Raw genomic sequence first — 17,667 nt, 5'->3', positions numbered from 1 at the left:
TAAGTTCATATATGTGAAGACGCAGAGCCCATTTTAACGGAACCCCGGCGCGGGGCAAGAGTTGAAGAGGAAAATCCCGGAAATTAGTGGAGGAGAGTCCGTCGCCAATCGGCTGCGGATGCGCTAGTCTACAGGGCTGAAAGCAGGAGACCGGGGAGCGGCAGCTTGAGGATAATCGTCCAGAAGTACGGCGGGAGTTCGGTAGCCACGGCGGATCACATCAAAGCCGTCGCCGACCGGGTTGCGCGCGCTCACGAGTCCGGGCTCTCGCTCGTGGTGGTGGTCTCGGCGATGGGCAAGACCACCGACCGGCTGCTGCGGCTGGCGCACGAGGTGAGCTCGGAGCCCTCGCCGCGCGAGATAGACCAGCTGCTGGCCACGGGCGAGGAGCAGTCCGTGGCGCTTCTGGCGATGGCGCTGCACGACCGGGGGGTGGATGCGATCTCGCTCACCGGGCCGCAGGCCGGGATGCGGGCCGAGGGCCGGTACGGCTCGGGGGTGATCACGGAGATCCGGCCGGAGCGGATGCTCTCGCTGCTGAAGCAGGGGAGGGTAGTGATCGTGGCCGGCTTCCAGGGGATGAACGCGCTCGGGGACGTGATGACGCTCGGCCGCGGGGGTTCGGATACGACGGCCGTGGCGCTGGCGGCGGCGCTGGAGGCGGAGCGGTGCGAGATCTACACCGACGTGGATGGGATATACACCGCCGACCCCCGCATCGCGTCCGGGGCCCGGCGCATACCCGTGATCTCCTACGAGGAGATGGCCGAGATGGCGTGGCGGGGGGCGAAAGTAATGCACCCGCGGGCGGTCGAGCTCGGGGCGCTCTACAACGTCGAGATCCACGTCCGCTCCTCGTTCGCCTTCGCGGAGAGCGGCGGCACGGTCATACTCGGAGGTGATAAGTTGCAGAGGATAGAGACCCGCGAGACGGTGGCGGGGATAGTCCACGACCTGGATGTGGCCCGCATCACCCTCAGCGGCATCCGCACCGGCCCGGGGACCTTGAGCAGGATCTTCTCTCCTTTAGCCGAGCGTGGGATCTCGGTGGACGTGATCGTGGAGAGCGCCCCCAAGGAGGGCACCTCGGACGTGGCCTTCACCGTAACCCGCTCCGTCTACCCGGAAGCGAAGGAGATCGCGGAGGAGGTCGCGGGCTCTTTAGGTGGCGCGGTGGAGGGCGAGATCGAGTTGGGCAAGGTCTCGGTGGTGGGCACCGGGATGCTCAACCGCCCGGGCTACGCGGCGAAGATGTTCGCCACGCTGGCGGAAGCCCGGATCCCGATCCGGATGGTCTCGACCTCCGAGATCCAGGTCACCTGCGTGATACCGGAAGAGAAGGTGGAGGAGGCCGTGCGGCTCCTGCACCGGGCCTTCGAGCTGGAGGAGAGGGAAGATGTTTAGAGGTGTGTTCACGGCGCTCATCACCCCGTTCCGCAACGGAGAGGTGGACGTAGAGGCGCTGGAGAACCTGGTCGAGCTTCAGATCCGGAACGGCGTCTCCGGCCTCGTCCCCTGCGGCACGACCGGCGAGACCCCGACCCTGAGCGAGGAGGAGGACCGGCTGGTCATCTCGACCGTCGTACGGGCCGCCGACGGCCGGGTGCCCGTGATCGCGGGCACCGGCTCCAACAGCACGGCGAGCGCCGTCAAGTACACGAAGATGGCCGAAGAAGTCGGGGCGGACGCCTCGCTGCAGGTCGCACCCTACTACAACAAACCGACCCAGGAGGGGCTGTACCGCCACTTCGCGGCCGTGGCGGAGAGTACGGAGCTCTCGATCATCCTCTATAACATCCCCGGCAGGACGGGGGTGGCGATCTCGCCCGAGACCATGGCCCGGCTGGCGGAGATCCCGAACGTAGCGGGGGTCAAGGACTCCACGCTCTCGATGAGCGTGGTGAGCGACATAAGACGCCTCTGCGGGGAGGAGTTCGTAATCCTCTCTGGCGACGACCCGATGACGCTCCCCGTAATCTCGCTCGGGGGAGCGGGCGTCATCTCCGTGGTCTCCAATATAGCTCCCGGGGCCGTTTCGGAGATGGTGGACGCTGCACTCTCCGGCGACTTCGCACGGGCTCGCGAGCTGCACTACGAGCTGTTGCCGCTCTTCCGGGCGCTCTTTATCGAGACGAACCCCATCCCGGTCAAGACGGCGGCCTCGCTTCTGGGACTCTGCTCGGACGAGATGCGGCTGCCTCTGATGCCGATGACCGGGGACAACCTGCAGAAGCTGCGCGAGGTTCTGGAGCGCAGCGCGGACCTGCTCCCGACCCCGGAGGAAGTCTAGCGCCGTGCCCGTCAGGGTCGCGGTGCTCGGTGCGGCGGGCCGGATGGGGCGCGAGATCTGCCGCGCCGCCCTGGAGAGCGAAGAATGTGAGCTCGCCGGCGGCACGGTACGGCCCGGCTCGGATGATCTCGGAGCGGACCTGGGCGAGCTGTGCGGGGCCGGGCGGGCCGGCGTCGCTGCGACCGAAGACCCCCCGCAAGACGCCGACGTGCTAATAGACTTCACCACCCCGGAGGCGACCGTCGGGCACCTCGCCTACCGCAAGCCGGTCGTGATCGGCACCACGGGGCTCGCCGAAGACGAGCGGGCGGAGATCGAGGCCGCCGCCGGAAACGTCCCGGTGGTTCTGGCCCCGAACATGAGCGTGGGGGTAAACCTGCTGGTGGAGATGGTGCGGGACCTGGCGGCGAGGCTCGGCGCGGGTTACGACATCGAGCTCGTGGAGGCGCACCACCGCGGCAAACGGGACGCGCCCTCCGGCACGGCGCTCCTGCTGGCCCGTGCCGCAGCCGAGGGCCGGAACCGGCGGCTGGAGGACGTGGCCGTCTACGGCCGGCACGGGGTTGCGCCGCGTGGGGAGGGTGAGATCGGGATCCACGCCGTGCGCGGCGGGGCCGTCGTGGGCGAGCACCGGCTCACCTTCTACTCCGAGGGCGAGGAGGTAGAGGTCACCCACCGCGCCCGCTCCCGCCGCACGTTTGCCACGGGTGCGCTGAGGGCCGCCGCGTTCGCCGCGCAGGCCGAGCCCGGCCTCTACACCATGCAGGACGTGCTGGAATGGTCTGGCGGGGGAGGGTTTGCAGGGGACTCAAGACCCATGTAACATGCCTGCACAGAGAACCGGGGAGCTTCCGGTAGGGAGCTGAGAGGGCGCTGAAGAGCCGCGCCGACCCGAGGAACCTGATCCGGGTAATGCCGGCGGAGGGAGGAACCATGAAGTTCACCGACGAGCTGCGGCAGAAGGCCGACCCCATCTACGAGGCCATCTTCGGCCACCCGTTCGTGCGGGGTATAGCCGGAGGAAGCCTGAGCGGCGAGCAACTGGCGCACTACGTGCGGCAGGACTTCCAGTACCTCACCGTGTTCTGCCAGGTCTACGGGCTCGCCATCTCCAAGAGCACCCGGCGCGAGGACATCGAGTTCTTCAACGAGCAGATCCGCTTCATCCTCGACTCGGAGAACCACCCGCACCGGAACTTCGCCGCCGTCTCGGGACATTCGATGAAGGAGCTGGAGCAGGCCGCTACCCTCACTCCTACCGCCCGCAACTACACCCGGCACATGCTCTACGCCGCCCACAGCGGCACTCTGGGCGAGCTGCTCTGCGCCCTCTACCCCTGCCCGCTGACCTACTGGGAGATCGGGCTCAGGCTCAAAGAGGAGGTCCGTCCCGACGACTCGCACCCGTTCCGGGAGTGGATCGAGTTCTACGCCGACCCGGTGGTCGGGGACATCTGCCGCGAGTTCGCAAGCCGCATAGACCGCCTGGCCGCCGACGCCGGAGCAGCGGAGCGTGCCCGGATGGAGGACCACTACCTGACCAGTTGCCGGATGGAGTACATGTTCTGGAGCATGGCCTACGACCTGGAGGGGTGGCCGGTCTGAGGCAAGCGTGAACCTGGCCCGGGACTTCTACCAACAGCTCACCCCGCGGGAGGTCCCGAGCGTCGAGCTGCGCAAGGTCGGTCAGGTGGCCGTGGTCGTCTTCGCCACTCTCGCCTTCACCCTCGCCGTGCTGATGCCGGATATCGTGACGGCCATCGTCTTCGCCTACACGCTCTACAGCGCCGGGCTGCTCGTGCCGCTCTACGCGGGCTACCTGTGGCGCGGCGCGACCCCGGCCGCGGGCATGCTGAGTGTGATCGGGGGCGGCGGGACGGCTCTCGTCTGGTATATCCTGGGCGAGCCGCTCGGCCTGCCTCCCATAGTGCCGGCCATCGCCGTGGCGCTGGTGGCCATCGTGCTGGTCAGCCTCCTAACCGAGGGCCCGAGCCGGGAGCAGCTACGCGTATTCGACGCCTAGAACCGCGGAGCGATTCCCGCGGCCGATTCGTTTAGTATGGGAGGCGTCGGCTACGCAGAAGGAGACTCCATGACAGATAAGATGCCGCCCCTGATCCCGCGCGAGGTTCTGTTCGGCAATCCCGAGAGGACCTTCCCTCAGATCTCGCCGGACGGGACGCAGCTGGCTTACCTGGCCCCGGTAGACGGCGTGCTTAACGTCTGGGTCGGGAGCGTAGAAGAAGGGGATTATGAGCCCGTCACTGGCGACGACTACCGGGGCATCCGCATCTTCTTCTGGGCCGAGAGCGGGGAGCGCATCCTGTACCTCCAGGACGTGGGCGGCGACGAGAACTGGCGGCTCTACGCCACGGACGTCGGCACCGGAGAGACGCGCGAGCTCACGCCGTTCGAGGAGGTGCAGGTACAGATCGTGGCCCGCAGCCGGCGCTTCCCGGACGAGCTCGTCATCGCCATGAACCGGGAGAGCCCCGAGCTGCACGACGCTTACCGCCTGGACCTGAAGACCGGAGATCTGGAGCTCGCCGCGAAGAATCCGGGCAACGTCGCCGGCTGGCTGGCCGACGCGGACCTCCACGTGCGCGCGGCGATGGCCGCGACCCCGGAGGGCGGCTTCGACCTGCTGGTGCGGGAAGATAAGGATTCCGAATGGGAGAAGATCCTCTCCTGGGACCGGGTGGACAGCCTGACCAGCGCGCCGGTAGGGTTCTCCGGTGACGGCCGGCACCTGCACCTGAAGGACTCCCGCGGGGTCAACGCCGCCCGGCTGGTCCGGCTGGACCTGGAGGGTGGTGAGCTTGAGGTGCTGGCCGAAGACCCGCGATACGATGTGGGGGAGGCCGTGATCCACCCCGACACCCACGAGGTGCAGGCCGTCTCCTTCATCCGGGCCCGCACCGAGTGGGTCGTGCTGGACGAGAGCATCCGGGAGGACTTCCGGGCGCTGGAGAGGCTGCACCGCGGGGACTTCTCCCTCATGAGCCGCGACCGGGCGGACGCGACCTGGATCGTCGGCTTCGAGACCGACGACGGACCGCATGCCTTCTACTCCTACGACCGGGGCGCGAAGACCGGAGAGCACCTCTTCGATGACCGGCCCGAGCTCGCGCAGTACGAGCTGGCGCGCATGCGGCCCGTCTCCTTCACCGCCCGGGACGGGCTGGAGATCCACGGCTACCTCACCCTCCCCGAAGGCGCGGAGCTGCCCGTCCCGATGGTGCTCAACGTGCACGGCGGTCCCTGGGCGCGGGACTACTGGGGCTACGATCCCGAGGCGCAGTGGTTCGCCAACCGCGGCTACGCCTGCCTGCAGGTCAACTACCGGGGCTCCACCGGCTACGGCAAGGACTTCCTGAACGCCGGGGACCGGGAGTGGGGCGCGAAGATGCACGACGACCTGGTAGACGCCGTGGAGTGGGCCGTCCGGGAGGGCATCGCAGACCCGAGGCGGGTAGCCATCTACGGCGGATCGTACGGCGGGTATGCGGCGCTGGTGGGAGCGGCGTTTACCCCGGACCTCTTCTGCTGCGCCGTAGATATCGTGGGGCCTTCGAACCTGATCACCCTCATAAACAGCATCCCGCCTTACTGGCGGCCGCTGGTCGCGCAGTTCCACGAGCGGGTCGGCAACCCCGAAACAGAAGAGGAGTTTCTGAAGTCCCGCTCCCCGCTCTTCAAGGCGGACAGGATAAAGATCCCGCTCCTCATAGCCCAGGGTGCGAACGACCCGCGTGTCAAGCAGGCCGAGAGCGAGCAGATCGTGGCCGCCCTCAAGGAGCGGGGCGTGGACTACGAGTACCTGCTCTTCGAGGACGAGGGCCACGGCTTCGCCCGCCCGGAGAACCGGCTCAAGTTCTACGCTGCCGCCGAGAGGTTTCTGGCGAAGCACCTCGGCGGCCGGGCGGAGGACTAAGCTTCCCGGGCTCCCTCCAGAGCGCAGCTAGGAGGGCGGTCAGGGCCACAGCGGCGGCCAACCGGATGAGGAGCAGCCAGAGCACGTCCACCCCGAGGGGGACGAAGATCAGGGTATCCTCCACCACGGCGTGGCAGGTGGCGAGGAAGACGAGGATGAGCGTGATCTCCCGCCGGGTGAATCTCTGCTCGCGGGCTTGCTGGAGTATGACTCCCGCTCCGAAGGCCAGGCCGAAGATGAGGCCGCTCGCCATGGTGACCGAGGCCCGCGGCGCAAGCCCCAGGGGGCTCATCAGCGGCTGCATCCTTGCGGCGAACCAGTCCAGGAAGCGCAGGTCGCGCAGGATCTGGATGAGGAGCATGATCGGGACCACGATCGCGGCCAGACCCAGAACCCCGTATGCGGCCGCCTGCAGCGCGTGGAGCAGGATCTCCCCCGTCCCGGAAGGCTCGGCCTGGGCCGGCGGGGAGATGCTGTAGGCTGCCCGCTCCTTCCCACCCCGCCATACGAGGTTGATGACGGCCGCAGAGAGCACCGCCAGCCCGAGCCGCAGGGCGGTTATGAGGAGGAAGCTTCCCCCGGCCCGGCGGCAGATCGCACCCTCCCCCGGCAGCATGTGCGAGAAGCTCAGCATCACCGCCAGAATGAAGACCTGCTTGACCGTGAGCTCCAGGGAGAGCATCGCTCCGATGGCCGCGTAGAGGTTCACCAGGTTGCCGAGAAGCAGCGGGATAGCCGCTTCTTCCGGCAGCCCGAGCGGGGCCATAACCGGCCGCAGCCCGGAGAGCAGCACGTCGAAGGCGGGCGTGTACTGCAGCGCGGTGACCGCGAGGGTGACGGGGAAGATGATCTTGCCCAGCACCCAGGCCGTCCACAGCCCGTTTCTGAGCCCCTCCGCCCAGGAGATCCGGTGCAATGTCTTGACCACGCGGCTCACGACCCTCGTGAGTCTGGCATCGGGAGGGTAGAATGGCAAGCGTGCGGTTCACGAAGATGCACGGCTGCGGCAACGACTTCCTGATCTTCGAGCCGGAAGAGGTGGAGGGAGCGGACCTCTCCGGACTCGCCCGCCGGGCGTGCGAGAGGCGCTTCGGGGTCGGAGCGGATGGCATCCTCATCCCGGCGGGTTCGGACGCGGCGGACGTGAAGATGATCTACTACAACTCCGACGGCTCGGTTGCCGAGATGTGCGGCAACGGCATCCGGTGCCTGGCCCGCTACCTCGGGGACCGGGGCAGGGTCCAAAGCGCGTTCACCGTGGAGACCGGCGCAGGCCTCAAGAAGATCCTGCTCCGCGAAGACGGCTCCTCCCGGGTAGATCTGGGCGTGCCGGCAGTCCGGGGCAGGATAGCGCTATACGGGTACGCCTTCCTCCGGGTCTCGACGGGCAACCCGCACGCGGTGACCTTCCTCGGCGACGAACGGGTGGTAGAGGAGCTGGACCTGGGAGAGATCGGGCCGGCCGTCGAGCGTCATCCCGCCTTCCCGGAGGGGACGAACGTGGAGTTTGCCCACGTCCGCGGCGCCCACGAGATACGTATGCGCATCTGGGAGCGTGGCGCGGGAGCCACTCTGGCCTCCGGGACCGGCTCCGGTGCCACGGCGGTGGCCGCGATACACCGGAGGCTGGCCGAAAGCCCGGTGCGGGTCGTGCTCGATGGCGGAACCGTGGAGGTTGAGTGGGCCGGGGAGGGCGAGCCCGTCTACATGAGCGGCCCGGCCGAGTACGTCTGCGAGGGCGAGCTGCTGATCTGATACCCCCTCGGGCGGCGCGAATCTCTGCCGGCGCTCGGATCACCCCTTGATAATCCGGGATTCTCCCGGAGACTGGGGGTATGGAAGCCCGCGTATCGGAGGGAGCTCGAGAGAATCCCCGGCCCCAACCCGCTCCTCCTCCCCCGGAGCGAGTCGCGAGGGTGTGCCGCTTTCCCACCTACCGCCGCCGGAGGGCGCTCCACCGCGCCGCCCGGGGGTTAAGCGCGCTGCTCGCGCTGGGGGTCTTCCTGGCCGCCCATCAGGCGGCCCTGCTCTACGACCAGCTCCTCGGGGCGTTCGGCGTCTTCCTCGCCTACGGCCTCATGGCGACCTCGCTCCGGCTCTTCCGCCCGTAGGGCTACCTGCCGGAGGACCTCCCGCCGAAGAGGATGCGGCGGGTCTCCTCGTCCATGTCCCGTCCCAGCCGCCGCCGGAGCTCCCGGCCTACGTCCAGCCCCCGCTGCACCGCGGGCCGGGACCTGACGGCCTCGTACCAGCGCGCGAGGTTCGGGTAGTCGCCGAGGTCCTGCCCCTGATTCTCGTGCGGCACGATCCAGGGGAAGATCGCCACGTCCGCGATGGAGTACTCCCCGGCGAAATACTCGACCTCCGAGAGCCGCCGGTCCATCACCCCGTACAGCCGGGCAGCCTCGTTCGTGTAGCGCTCGATGGCGTAGGGGATCTCCTCCGGCGCGTACTGGCGGAAGTGGTGCGCCTGCCCGAGCATCGGTCCGACGTGCCCCACCTGGAACATCAGCCACTGCAAAACCAGGTATTTCTCGCGCGGAGATCGGGGCAAAAGTTCGCCGGTCTTCTCGGCGAGGTAGATCAGGATCGCCCCCGACTCGAAGAGGCTGACCGGCTCCCCGCCGGGCCCCTCGGGGTCCACGATGGCGGGCATCTTGTTGTTGGGGCTGATCTTCAGGAAGTCCTCTTTGAACTGGTCTCCGGCGGTGATGTCTACCGGGATGACGTTATATGGAAGTCCGGTCTCCTCCAGGAAGATCGTGATCTTCCAACCGTTCGGGGTCGGCCAGTAGTAGAGGTCTATCGGCTGTGCCAAAGCGTCCTCCTATCTGCTGAGAAACTAAAAACCCTCAGAGAGGCTACCACAGCCGGCGGATCTGGCCGGAGAGCTCCGCCTCCAGCTCGTCTACGAACTGCCGGGCCGTGCGGCCCGAACGCCCGGCGCTCCACACATCCCACCGGAGGGCGCGCTCCCGCAGCTCCTCTTCCGGGATCTCAATCCCCCGCTCCCGCACCAGCCCGGAGACGATCTCCAGATAGCGCTTCTGGTCCGGGGCGAGGAAGGTGATGCGCAGCCCGAAGCGGGCCGCAAGCGAGAGCTTCTCCTGCATCGAGTCGCGCAGGTGTACGTCATCCGCCTCGTCCCGCTCGGAGAAGCGCTCCCGCACGATGTTGCGCCGGTTGGAGGTGGCGTAGAGCCGCACGTTCTGCGGCGGCTCGGAAACGCTCCCCTCCAGCAGCGCCTTGAGCGCCTTGTACTCCACCTCGTGTTCCTCGAACGACAGGTCATCCACGAACACGATAAAGCGCAGCCCGCGTTCCCGCAGAACCTCCAGCAGGCGCGGCAGCTCCCCGAGCTCGCCCTTCGCCAGCTCCACCAGCCGCAGCCCCCGCTCGGCGTACTCGTTCGCTATGGCCTTCACGGTCGCGGATTTGCCCGTGCCGGGCAGACCGTAAACGAGCGCGTGGTGGGCCGGAAGCCCGGCCAGGAAGCGCTCGGTGTTGCGCACCAGGGGCTCCCGCTCCCGCTCGTAGCCGTAGAGCTCACCGAGCCGTACCGGGTCCGGGTAGCGTACCGGGAGCAACTCCCCGCCGCTCCAGCTGAACGCGCGATGGCGTCCGGGTGCCCCCGCCCCGTAAGTGGCGAAGTACCGGGCCAGATCCTCCACCCGCTCCCCCCAGTCCTCCGTGGCCGCGAGCTTGGCGGCGAACTCGCGCCGGGGCGAGCCATCCGGGAGGTCGCGGGTCTCCAGCGGCTCCCAGAGCCCGGCGAGCTCCGGGAACCGCCCCTCGGCCAGCCCGAGCAGCCCGCCGGTGCTCAGCTCGAAGAGCCGCCGCAGCGTCCGGAGCTCGGTGCGGACCTGTCCGGCGGCCTCGGGCGCGGCCCTCCCTCGCTCGGCGGCGAGGCTGAACGGGTTCTCGTCCTCCAGCAGGCGCTCCACGAGGTGCGACCGCCAAGCGTCGGGGAGCAGCCCGCTCCTCTCTATGGCCAGCTCGCGCCAGAGGCGTCCGCAGGCACCGGCCATCCCGGCGGCGTCTGCGCGCTCGTCTGCGAGCAGCTCCAGCACCCGCAGGAACCGCCGTGCCGGCTGCGAATCCAGGACCCCCCGCAGCACGGCTAGCCCCTCGCACCGGAGCAGGAGTCGCTCTAGCTCGTTCCGCCGCATATGCGGGAACTCTAGCACCCGGGGGGCTGCGTGTCAGCCGGCGGCGCCCGCTCCGCGGTAAACTATGGAATCAGGCGAGAGAAGGAGCGAGACGACCATGGCCCGCGCACTCGAGGTTCCGGAGTACGAGGTGAAGGAGAGCGTCCGCGTGGACCCCTCCCGCGCCGCTCTCATCGTGGTGGACATGCAGAACGATTTCGTGAAGGAGGGCGGCACGCTCGTGGTGCCCGACGCCGCGGGGACGGTGCCGGCCATCCGGTCCCTCCTGGAGCGTGCCCGGAGCTCCGGGATGAAGGTGGTCTTCACCCAGGATACCCACAACGAGGGCGATCCGGAGTGGGAGATCTGGCCCGAACACTGCCGGGAGGGCACGTGGGGCTGGCAGATCATAGACGAGCTCGCCCCGCGCGAAGACGAGCTGGTGCTGCGCAAGGTCCGCTACGACGCCTTCTACGGGACGCACCTGGATCACTTCCTGCGCCTCTGGGAGGTGGACACGCTCATCATCTGCGGCACGGTCGCCAACATCTGCGTCCACTACACCGCCGCCAGCGCCGCCCTGCGCTGGTTCCACGTCGTCATCCCGCGCGACGCGACCAGCGCGCTCGACCCCTTCGACCTGGAGGCCTCCCTGCGCCAGACGGCGTTCCTCTTCACCGGCGATATCACGGAGAGCGAGAAGATAGCGTTCAGCGCGTAGGCAGGGGACTCACTACTGCCCGCAGCGGTCGGCTACCGGAAGAAGACCGCTGCCAGGACCCGGAGCCACAACACGGCGGCGACGGTGGCGGCGAGTCCCAGGCAGAGGTCTGCCAGGACGTCGTCCCCGCGCGGGACCTTCGGGTCTCCGGAGGCCCGGTTCAGGGCCAGCACGAAGATGGTGAATAGCAGCGCCGGGCCTACATAGCCCGTCCAGAAGCTCACGCCGCCCCCTCTAGCGGGGGGTGGAGCTCCGTGACCTCGGCCTCTATGGCCCTTACACCGTGGAAGCGGGCGACGGAGACGCGGTTGTTGCCGTCCAGGACGTAGTAGGCGTCACCTAGCTTGTACAGGCTCACCGGCGGCAGCTCGATCCCCCGGTGGAAGGCCAGGTCCACGCGCTTCCACCTCGCCGCCGAGCTGGCGCGCAGGGGCATGAAGCACCGGTCGAAGTCTCCGGACCGCCCCACGCTCCCGACTATCCTCTCCAAGTCTACGACGCGGACTCCCCTCCGCACCGGGTTGTACGCCCGGTGCGACCTTCGAGCCTCGTCGAAGGCGGGCGGTATGCCCCGGGCCGGGGGCCGCAGGCGCGCCGCCAGCCGCCGCAACCAGGCCCCGCGCCGGGCCCGCTCGAAGTCCCGGTCGACCTGCTCGTTGAGATCCATAAGATTCATTGTCGGCTCCTCTCTTCTGGCTTCGACGCCAGTCTAGGAGCCGGTTCTCCAGCCTCAATCTATCCAAAGTCGTAAATGGTGGTTTACCGGGGGTTTAAAAGCCCGCGGGAGCGGGTTAGCCGAGTAGGCGCAGCTCCCGCGCCCGGGCCACGGCTTGGGAGCGGTTCCGGACGAGGAGCTTGCCGAAGATGCGGTGGATGTGGGCCTTGACGGTCCCGACGGAGAGGTAGAGTTGCCGGGCGATCTCCGCGTTCGACCGGCCGGCGGCGACGAGCGCGAGGATCTCTGCTTCGCGCTCGCTCAAGGGCGCAAGACCGGGCGTGCGACCCCTGCTCGTCTTCCGGGCGAAGTGCTCCAGCAGCCGGCCGGCGTAGTCGGCGTGGGCAGCGCCGGAATCCCCGGTCTGCGGCTCCCGGGCCAGTGCGGCCAGCAGGGCGGCTACCGGCGGTCCCTCCTCGACGAAGAGGCTCACGAAGCCCGCCGGTTCGGCCAGCGAGAGAGCCCGTTTCAGCGAGATCAACGCCTCACTTCTATCGCCCTGGCCGTCGAGGGCGCGGGCGCGGAGGGCGAGAAGCTCTATCTCGTGCTCCGACCGGCCCTCGGATCTCGCGCCCTCCAGCAGCCGGTCGATGAGGTCCAGAGCCTCACCACTCCGGCCCTCGGCGAGTGTCACGCGGGCCATCGTGATCCGCTCGAAGTGGCGCGGGTAGCTCAGGTAGTCCTCTGTTGCCTCATACTCCCGCATCCAGCGCGCCGCCGGTTCTACGTCGCCCTGGGCCAGGTGGAATCTGGCCTGCCAGGCCCAGATGAGCGGCCACCGCGGAGTGAGCCTGCCGGCCTCCCGGATGAGGTGGTGGGCGCCTGCGGCGTCTCCCCGGACCATCAGCACGCGAGCGAGGTTGACATAGCCGTAGACCAGTATCTTCGCCTCGCCGCTCCGCCGGCCGTGTGCGATACCCGTCTCCAAGAGCCGTTGCGCCTCGTCCAGCTCTCCCCGCTCGTAGAGCAGCCAGCCCATCCCTGTGTGGATAATCCCGGCGACCGAAGGCGTTTCCCCGGGCTGGCTCTCTGCCAGCCGCTGGCCTTCCAGCAACAGCTCCTCAGCCTTTCGGAGCCGGCCCCGGGAGATCTCCAGCGCGGCCCTGTACCGGAGGGCGAACAGAGCGGTCCTCAGGTCTTCGGCCTCCCGGCCAGCGGCGGTGGCTCGGGCGAAGGCTGCGTCGGCCGCTGCCAGGTCGCCGGCCGAGCAGTAGGCGTGACCCAGGTCCAGCGCCACGTCGCCGCGCAGGTGCAGCTCGTCTTCTGGCAGCAGTTCGAGGGCCCGGCTGGAGAGCTCTATCGTGAGCGGCGCATCTTCCCGCATGGCGGCCATCCGGGCCCGGATGATGTACGTCTCTCCCAGCAGGGTCCGTTCTTCGGCCGAGAGGTCTTCAGGAGGGGAACCGTCGAGGTTCAGGGCGCTCTCAGCCTCCGCGAGCCGCCGCTCGGCTTCTTCGAGGTCACCGGCCGAGTGGACGAGCGCCCAGGCGTAGAGCAGGCAGAGCTGCGGCCGGAGCTGCACCAGCTCGTTGGGCAGCTTCCTCAGCCAGCGGAGCAACAGGGAGGCTTCCACGTACCGCCGCTGCGCGTAGGTCTCCTCCTCGATCAAGGCCGCCGCCCGCTCGAAGTCTCCCGCGGCCAAGAGGTGCTCGACCGCGCCGGCCGGACAACCGTCGTCCTCGTACCAACGCCCGGCGCGGCGGTGCAGCTCGGGGATCTCATGGGGCCTCGTGCGCCGCAGCCGGTCGCGCAGGAAGGCGGCGAAGAGGTGGTGGTAGCGGTAGTAGCGGCGCTCGCCGTCCAAAGGCACCAGAAAGAGGTTGGCTCTATCAAGTTTCTCCAGCACCTCCCAGGCGTCGGTCCGGCCCGTGAGGGCTTCGCATAGGGGAGCGCTCAGGGGCTCCAGGATCGAGGTTTCGAGCAGGAACTCTCGAACGTCCTCCGGCTGGCAGGAGAGGACCTCTTCGGCTAGGTAATCGAAGACGTGGCGGGTGCTGCCCTCCGGGGCCGCTGCGGAGCGAGATCCTCCTTCACGGCCCCGGAGGGCGTGTGCCGCGAGCTGGAGGCCGGCGACCCAGCCCTCCGTCTCCCGCTCCAGCGCCGCGACGCTCTCGTCGGCGAGTTCCAGGCCCATCGTGCGGGAGAGGAACTCGGCCGCCTCCTCCAGAGTGAAGCGCAGCTCCGGCGCTCCGAGCTCGGCCAACTGTCCCCGGGCGCGCAGCCGCGAGAGCGGCAGCGACGGGACCGTGCGGCCCGCGACGACGAGGTGCATCGGGGCCGGCCAGTGGTTCAGCAGGAAGGTTAGGACGCCGCGAACGGCATCCGAGTCCGCGGCATGGTAGTCGTCGAGCACGAGAGCGAAGTCGCGCGGGAACTCCAGGATCTCGTTGCTCATCGCGGTCAGGACGGGCTCTAGCTCCCCTTGAGAGTGCAAAGACCCGAGAAAGGTCCGCGTATTCTCCCCGAAACCTTCCCGGATCGTGCCGAGAGCCGCTATGAGATACGAGATGAAGCGCACCGGGTGGGCGTCCCTCTCGTCCAGCGAGACCCAGGCTACCGGGAGCTCGCTGCGCCGGCTCCACTCGGCGAGCAGGGTCGTCTTTCCGAAGCCGGCCGGAGCCGAGACCACGGTCAGCTCGCGCTGCATGCCCGCGTCCAGCAGCCGGTAGAGGCGCGGGCGCGACACGGCGTCGGGCCGGTCGCGGGGCACGTAGAGCTTGGCCCTGAGTATCTGGCTATCCACGAGCCTTACCTCTCCCATGTATGGGATTGTACTCGATGGTGCCCCGGATCTCGCCTCTCTACCGGAGATACGGCAGGGGGATAGTGGCATCCGGCGCGTAAAGCACGCGGGTCGGCTATTATTCCGCTGAGTGCTAATTCCCGGAGGTGGCGTGGTGGAGCAGACCAAGTTCCTGTTGAGCGAGCGCGAGATCCCGGAGCGCTGGTACAACGTCGTCGCGGACCTGCCTTTTGCCTTGAACCCACCGCTCAACCCCGAGACTCGCGAGCCGGTCGGGCCGGAGGCGCTGGCCCCGATCTTCCCCGAAGCCATAGTCTTGCAGGAGGTCTCGACCGAGCGCTACATCCCCATCCCGGAGGAGGTGCGCGGCGTCTACGCGCTCTGGCGGCCCACGCCGCTCTACCGGGCCCGCCGGCTGGAGCGGGCGCTCGATACCCCGGCGCACATCTACTACAAGTACGAGGGCGTCAGCCCCACCGGCAGCCACAAGCCGAACACCGCCGTTCCCCAGGCTTACTACAACCGCGAGGAGGGCGTGCGGCGCCTCACCACCGAGACCGGCGCCGGGCAGTGGGGCTCTTCTCTGGCCTTCGCCTGCCGGGTGATGGGCCTGGAGTGCACCGTGTACATGGTGCGCGTCAGCTACGACCAGAAGCCCTACCGGCGCATCATGATGGAGACCTACGGCTCCGAGGTCTTCCCGAGCCCGACGGACCGGACCCGGGCCGGCAGGAAGGTTCTGGAGGAGCACCCGGACTCCCCGGGGTCTTTGGGGATAGCGATCAGTGAAGCCGTGGAGGATGCAGCGACCTCGGAAGACGCCAAGTACTCCCTGGGCAGCGTTCTGAACCACGTGCTGCTGCACCAGACCGTGATCGGCCAGGAGGCCATAAGGCAGATGGAGCTCTCCGGAGAGTACCCGGACGTGGTGGTGGGCTGCGTGGGCGGCGGCAGCAACTTCGGCGGCATAGCCCTGCCCTTCGTACGGGAGAACCTGCTCAACGGCCGGAACACCCGCTTTGTGGCCGTGGAGCCCACGGCCTGCCCGACGCTCACCCGCGGCCGCTACACCTACGACTTCGGCGACACGGCCGGAACGACGCCCCTGATGAAGATGCACACGCTGGGGCACACGTTCGTCCCGCCCGGCATCCACGCCGGAGGTCTGCGCTACCACGGAGAGGCCCCGCTCATAAGCGCGCTGGTGGAGCACGGCCTCATCGAGGCCCGGGCATACCCGCAGAACGCGACCTTCGAGGCCGGGGTGAGGTTCGCCCGGGCCGAGGGCATCCTGCCCGCGCCGGAAGTCGCGCACGCCATCAAGGCGGTCATAGACCTGGCGCAGGAGGCTAGAGAAGCCGGAGAGCAGAAGGTCATACTCTTCAACCTCTGCGGGCACGGGCACTTCGACCTCGCCGCCTACGAGCAGTACCTCGCCGGCAGGCTGGAAGACTACGAGTACCCCGAGGAGGAGATCGACCGCTCCCTGGCCGGGCTCTGATCCGCCGGCGCCGCGCCTGCTTTAAGGCGACCCGAGTGCTAGACACTTTCCGGGCAAGAGGCATACCCTTGCGCGAAAAAAACAGTGTAACTAAAATTCTTATGGGCAGGGGGAGTCCTGCGGAGCCGATGGGTTTGGACCAAGAGATGAAAGGAGGAGCGTTCGATCATGAGACCCTTGCGCCTGTTGGCGCTTATGCTAGTTGCCGTGATGGTCGTTGGCGGCGGCATAGCGCAGGCGTCTCCGGGGCATGACCACGGGGACGAGCACGAACATCCGGAGGAGCATGGCGTATTCCCGGGCGAGAACTTCAGCCAGCCTCCGGGGCCGGACCCGGAGCCGGCGCCCCAGGCCCGGGCCAAGAACATCCAGGTGCTGGGCCACGCGAATCCGGGCGGTTTCAACGCCGACGTGGTGGCGCACCGGGGGTACGCCTACCTGGGCAGTTGGGGGAACATCTCCGATCCGGACCGCTTCTGTCCCTCGCAGGGAGTGCGGGTCTACGATCTGAAGAACCCGGCGAATCCCACTCTGGTTTCGACCTTCGCCGACGGGGTCTCCGAGCCGGACGTGGCAGGGACTTGGACGGAGAAGGTGATAGTCCGGCGCGTCAACACGGCCTCGTTCACCGGCGATCTGGCAGCGGTCAGCTTCCAGAACTGCCGGCCTGAGGCGGAGACCTTCCGGGGCTTCGGCCTGTACGACGTCACCGACCCGGCAAACCCGAAGCGCCTGGGGCTCTACCGGGCCGAGTCTGAGACCCGGGGCTCACACGAGCTCTGGCTGCAGGTGCGTGGAGACCGGGCCTACGTCTACACGGCGATCATCTTCTCCGAGCTCACCACGGCGCCGGATGCCGGCACCCCCGGCCGGGCGGACTTCAGGATCGTGGACGTGTCCGATCCCGCCAACCCCACCGATGTCGGGGAGTGGGGCGCTTGGGCGGAGCTCGGCGTACCGCCGATCTACAGGGACGAGAACGGCGTCACGCGGTCCAACTTCGTGCACAGCGTGATCGGGGACGGGACCAGGGCCTACCTCTCCTACTGGGATCTCGGGACCGTGATCCTCGACGTCTCCGACGTTGCCGACCCGAAGTACATCGGCAGGACCGAGTTTGAGCCTCACGAGGAGGGCAACGCTCACTCGGCCTGGCTGGGTAAGGGAGGCAACCTCCTCATCCAGACGGACGAGGACTTCAACCCCGGCCCCCATCCTTCGGGCGCGCTGGAGCTTGCCTGGGGCTACCCGCGCTTCTTCGACATCTCCGACCCGGCGAATCCCGTGCAGCTCGCCACCTTCAAGCTGCCGACGACCACCCAGTACCCGCCGCCGGTCGGGTTCTACACCGTCCACGATCCCAAGGTGCGCGGCAACCTCGCCTACTTCTCCTGGTATGCCGAGGGCGTCGTGGTCGTCGATATCTCGCGTCCGGCGAACCCCCGTTTCGTGGCGCAGTTCCGGCCGGAGCCGTCGGCCGACCCGTACGGCTTCTTCTTCCCGGGAGAGGAGTTCCCGAACGTCTGGGGAGTCTTCGTCGACCGGAACTATATTCTCGCTTCGGATATCAACAACGGGCTCTGGGTGCTGAAGCTCCGCTGAGGCGCTGCGGGAC

General features: G+C 68.1%; 17 protein-coding genes and 1 riboswitch. Of the genes, 11 read left to right on the top strand and 6 right to left on the bottom strand.

Annotation, left to right across the window (positions count from 1 at the left end; genetic code table 11):
• Positions 1–165 precede the first annotated feature (165 nt).
• The 6 genes from E0L93_RS03565 (at position 166) to E0L93_RS03540 (ending at position 6,224) form a co-directional block, all read left to right on the top strand.
• A complete protein-coding gene (locus E0L93_RS03565) occupies positions 166–1,404 on the top strand; it encodes an aspartate kinase (protein WP_132688551.1) in 1,239 nt (412 codons plus the stop codon).
• On the top strand, positions 1,397–2,290 hold the full coding sequence (gene dapA, locus E0L93_RS03560; RefSeq protein WP_132688548.1) for a 4-hydroxy-tetrahydrodipicolinate synthase: 894 nt from the start codon (positions 1,397–1,399) through the stop codon (positions 2,288–2,290). The genes E0L93_RS03565 and dapA overlap by 8 nt, the downstream gene beginning before the upstream one ends.
• 4 nt (positions 2,291–2,294) lie before the next feature.
• Positions 2,295–3,113 carry a 4-hydroxy-tetrahydrodipicolinate reductase gene (gene dapB, locus E0L93_RS03555; protein WP_132688545.1) on the top strand — a complete coding sequence of 273 codons (819 nt, stop codon included), beginning with the start codon at positions 2,295–2,297 and terminating at the stop codon, positions 3,111–3,113.
• A gap of 8 nt (positions 3,114–3,121) precedes the next feature.
• Positions 3,122–3,235, top strand: a riboswitch (TPP riboswitch).
• Positions 3,224–3,895: a thiaminase II gene (tenA, locus tag E0L93_RS03550; protein WP_132688542.1), complete on the top strand. Its 672-nt coding sequence runs from the start codon at positions 3,224–3,226 to the stop codon at positions 3,893–3,895. It overlaps the preceding riboswitch by 12 nt.
• Before the next feature lie 7 nt (positions 3,896–3,902).
• Positions 3,903–4,313, top strand: coding sequence for an SLC5/6 family protein (locus E0L93_RS03545; RefSeq protein ID WP_132688539.1), 411 nt, complete (start codon positions 3,903–3,905; stop codon positions 4,311–4,313).
• A gap of 69 nt (positions 4,314–4,382) precedes the next feature.
• Positions 4,383–6,224, top strand: coding sequence for a S9 family peptidase (locus E0L93_RS03540; RefSeq protein ID WP_132688536.1), 1,842 nt, complete (start codon positions 4,383–4,385; stop codon positions 6,222–6,224).
• Here E0L93_RS03540 and E0L93_RS03535 read toward each other — a convergent pair.
• On the bottom strand, positions 6,160–7,161 hold the full coding sequence (locus E0L93_RS03535) for a nucleoside recognition domain-containing protein (protein WP_243638088.1): 1,002 nt from the start codon (positions 7,159–7,161) through the stop codon (positions 6,160–6,162). The two genes, E0L93_RS03540 and E0L93_RS03535, sit on opposite strands and share 65 nt — an antisense overlap.
• A 32-nt stretch (positions 7,162–7,193) precedes the next feature.
• On the opposite strand from E0L93_RS03535, the gene dapF reads away from it, so the two are divergent.
• The gene (gene dapF, locus E0L93_RS03530; RefSeq protein ID WP_132688533.1) at positions 7,194–7,979 is read left to right on the top strand and encodes a diaminopimelate epimerase; all 786 of its coding nucleotides are present in this window, start codon (positions 7,194–7,196) and stop codon (positions 7,977–7,979) included.
• Positions 7,980–8,140: 161 nt separating this feature from the next.
• Positions 8,141–8,335 (top strand): hypothetical protein, encoded by a 195-nt coding sequence (locus E0L93_RS03525; protein ID WP_132688530.1) that lies wholly within the window; start codon positions 8,141–8,143, stop codon positions 8,333–8,335.
• Between the two features lie 2 nt (positions 8,336–8,337).
• On the opposite strand, the gene E0L93_RS03520 is transcribed toward E0L93_RS03525, so the two are convergent.
• Entirely contained in the window at positions 8,338–9,042 is a 705-nt protein-coding gene (locus E0L93_RS03520; RefSeq protein ID WP_132688528.1) for a glutathione S-transferase N-terminal domain-containing protein, read from the bottom strand.
• A gap of 43 nt (positions 9,043–9,085) precedes the next feature.
• Positions 9,086–10,393, bottom strand: a complete 1,308-nt coding sequence (locus E0L93_RS03515) for an ATP-binding protein (RefSeq protein ID WP_132688525.1) — start codon at positions 10,391–10,393, stop codon at positions 9,086–9,088.
• Positions 10,394–10,490: 97 nt separating this feature from the next.
• Between E0L93_RS03515 and E0L93_RS03510 the strand changes: the two genes are divergently transcribed.
• Positions 10,491–11,093 (top strand): cysteine hydrolase family protein, encoded by a 603-nt coding sequence (locus E0L93_RS03510; RefSeq protein ID WP_132688522.1) that lies wholly within the window; start codon positions 10,491–10,493, stop codon positions 11,091–11,093.
• 32 nt (positions 11,094–11,125) lie between these two features.
• On the opposite strand, the gene E0L93_RS03505 is transcribed toward E0L93_RS03510, so the two are convergent.
• The 3 genes from E0L93_RS03505 to E0L93_RS16220 all read right to left on the bottom strand — a co-directional run bounded on the left by E0L93_RS03505 (position 11,126) and on the right by E0L93_RS16220 (position 14,551).
• Positions 11,126–11,317, bottom strand: coding sequence for a hypothetical protein (locus tag E0L93_RS03505; RefSeq protein ID WP_132688520.1), 192 nt, complete (start codon positions 11,315–11,317; stop codon positions 11,126–11,128).
• On the bottom strand, positions 11,314–11,769 hold the full coding sequence (locus E0L93_RS03500) for a hypothetical protein (RefSeq protein WP_132688517.1): 456 nt from the start codon (positions 11,767–11,769) through the stop codon (positions 11,314–11,316). The genes E0L93_RS03505 and E0L93_RS03500 overlap by 4 nt, the downstream gene beginning before the upstream one ends.
• 115 nt (positions 11,770–11,884) lie before the next feature.
• Positions 11,885–14,551, bottom strand: coding sequence for a winged helix-turn-helix domain-containing protein (locus E0L93_RS16220; RefSeq protein ID WP_132688514.1), 2,667 nt, complete (start codon positions 14,549–14,551; stop codon positions 11,885–11,887).
• 151 nt (positions 14,552–14,702) lie between these two features.
• Between E0L93_RS16220 and E0L93_RS03490 the strand changes: the two genes are divergently transcribed.
• Complete coding sequence (locus E0L93_RS03490; protein WP_165874140.1) at positions 14,703–16,052, top strand: TrpB-like pyridoxal phosphate-dependent enzyme; 1,350 nt, start codon at positions 14,703–14,705, stop codon at positions 16,050–16,052.
• A gap of 168 nt (positions 16,053–16,220) precedes the next feature.
• A complete protein-coding gene (locus E0L93_RS03485; RefSeq protein ID WP_132688508.1) occupies positions 16,221–17,654 on the top strand; it encodes an LVIVD repeat-containing protein in 1,434 nt (477 codons plus the stop codon).
• Positions 17,655–17,667: the final 13 nt, after the last annotated feature.

The organism is Rubrobacter taiwanensis, assembly GCF_004337705.1.
GTDB classification, from domain to species: Bacteria; Actinomycetota; Rubrobacteria; order Rubrobacterales; family Rubrobacteraceae; genus Rubrobacter_C; species Rubrobacter_C taiwanensis.
This window is presented reverse-complemented; position numbering and strand designations above follow the sequence as displayed.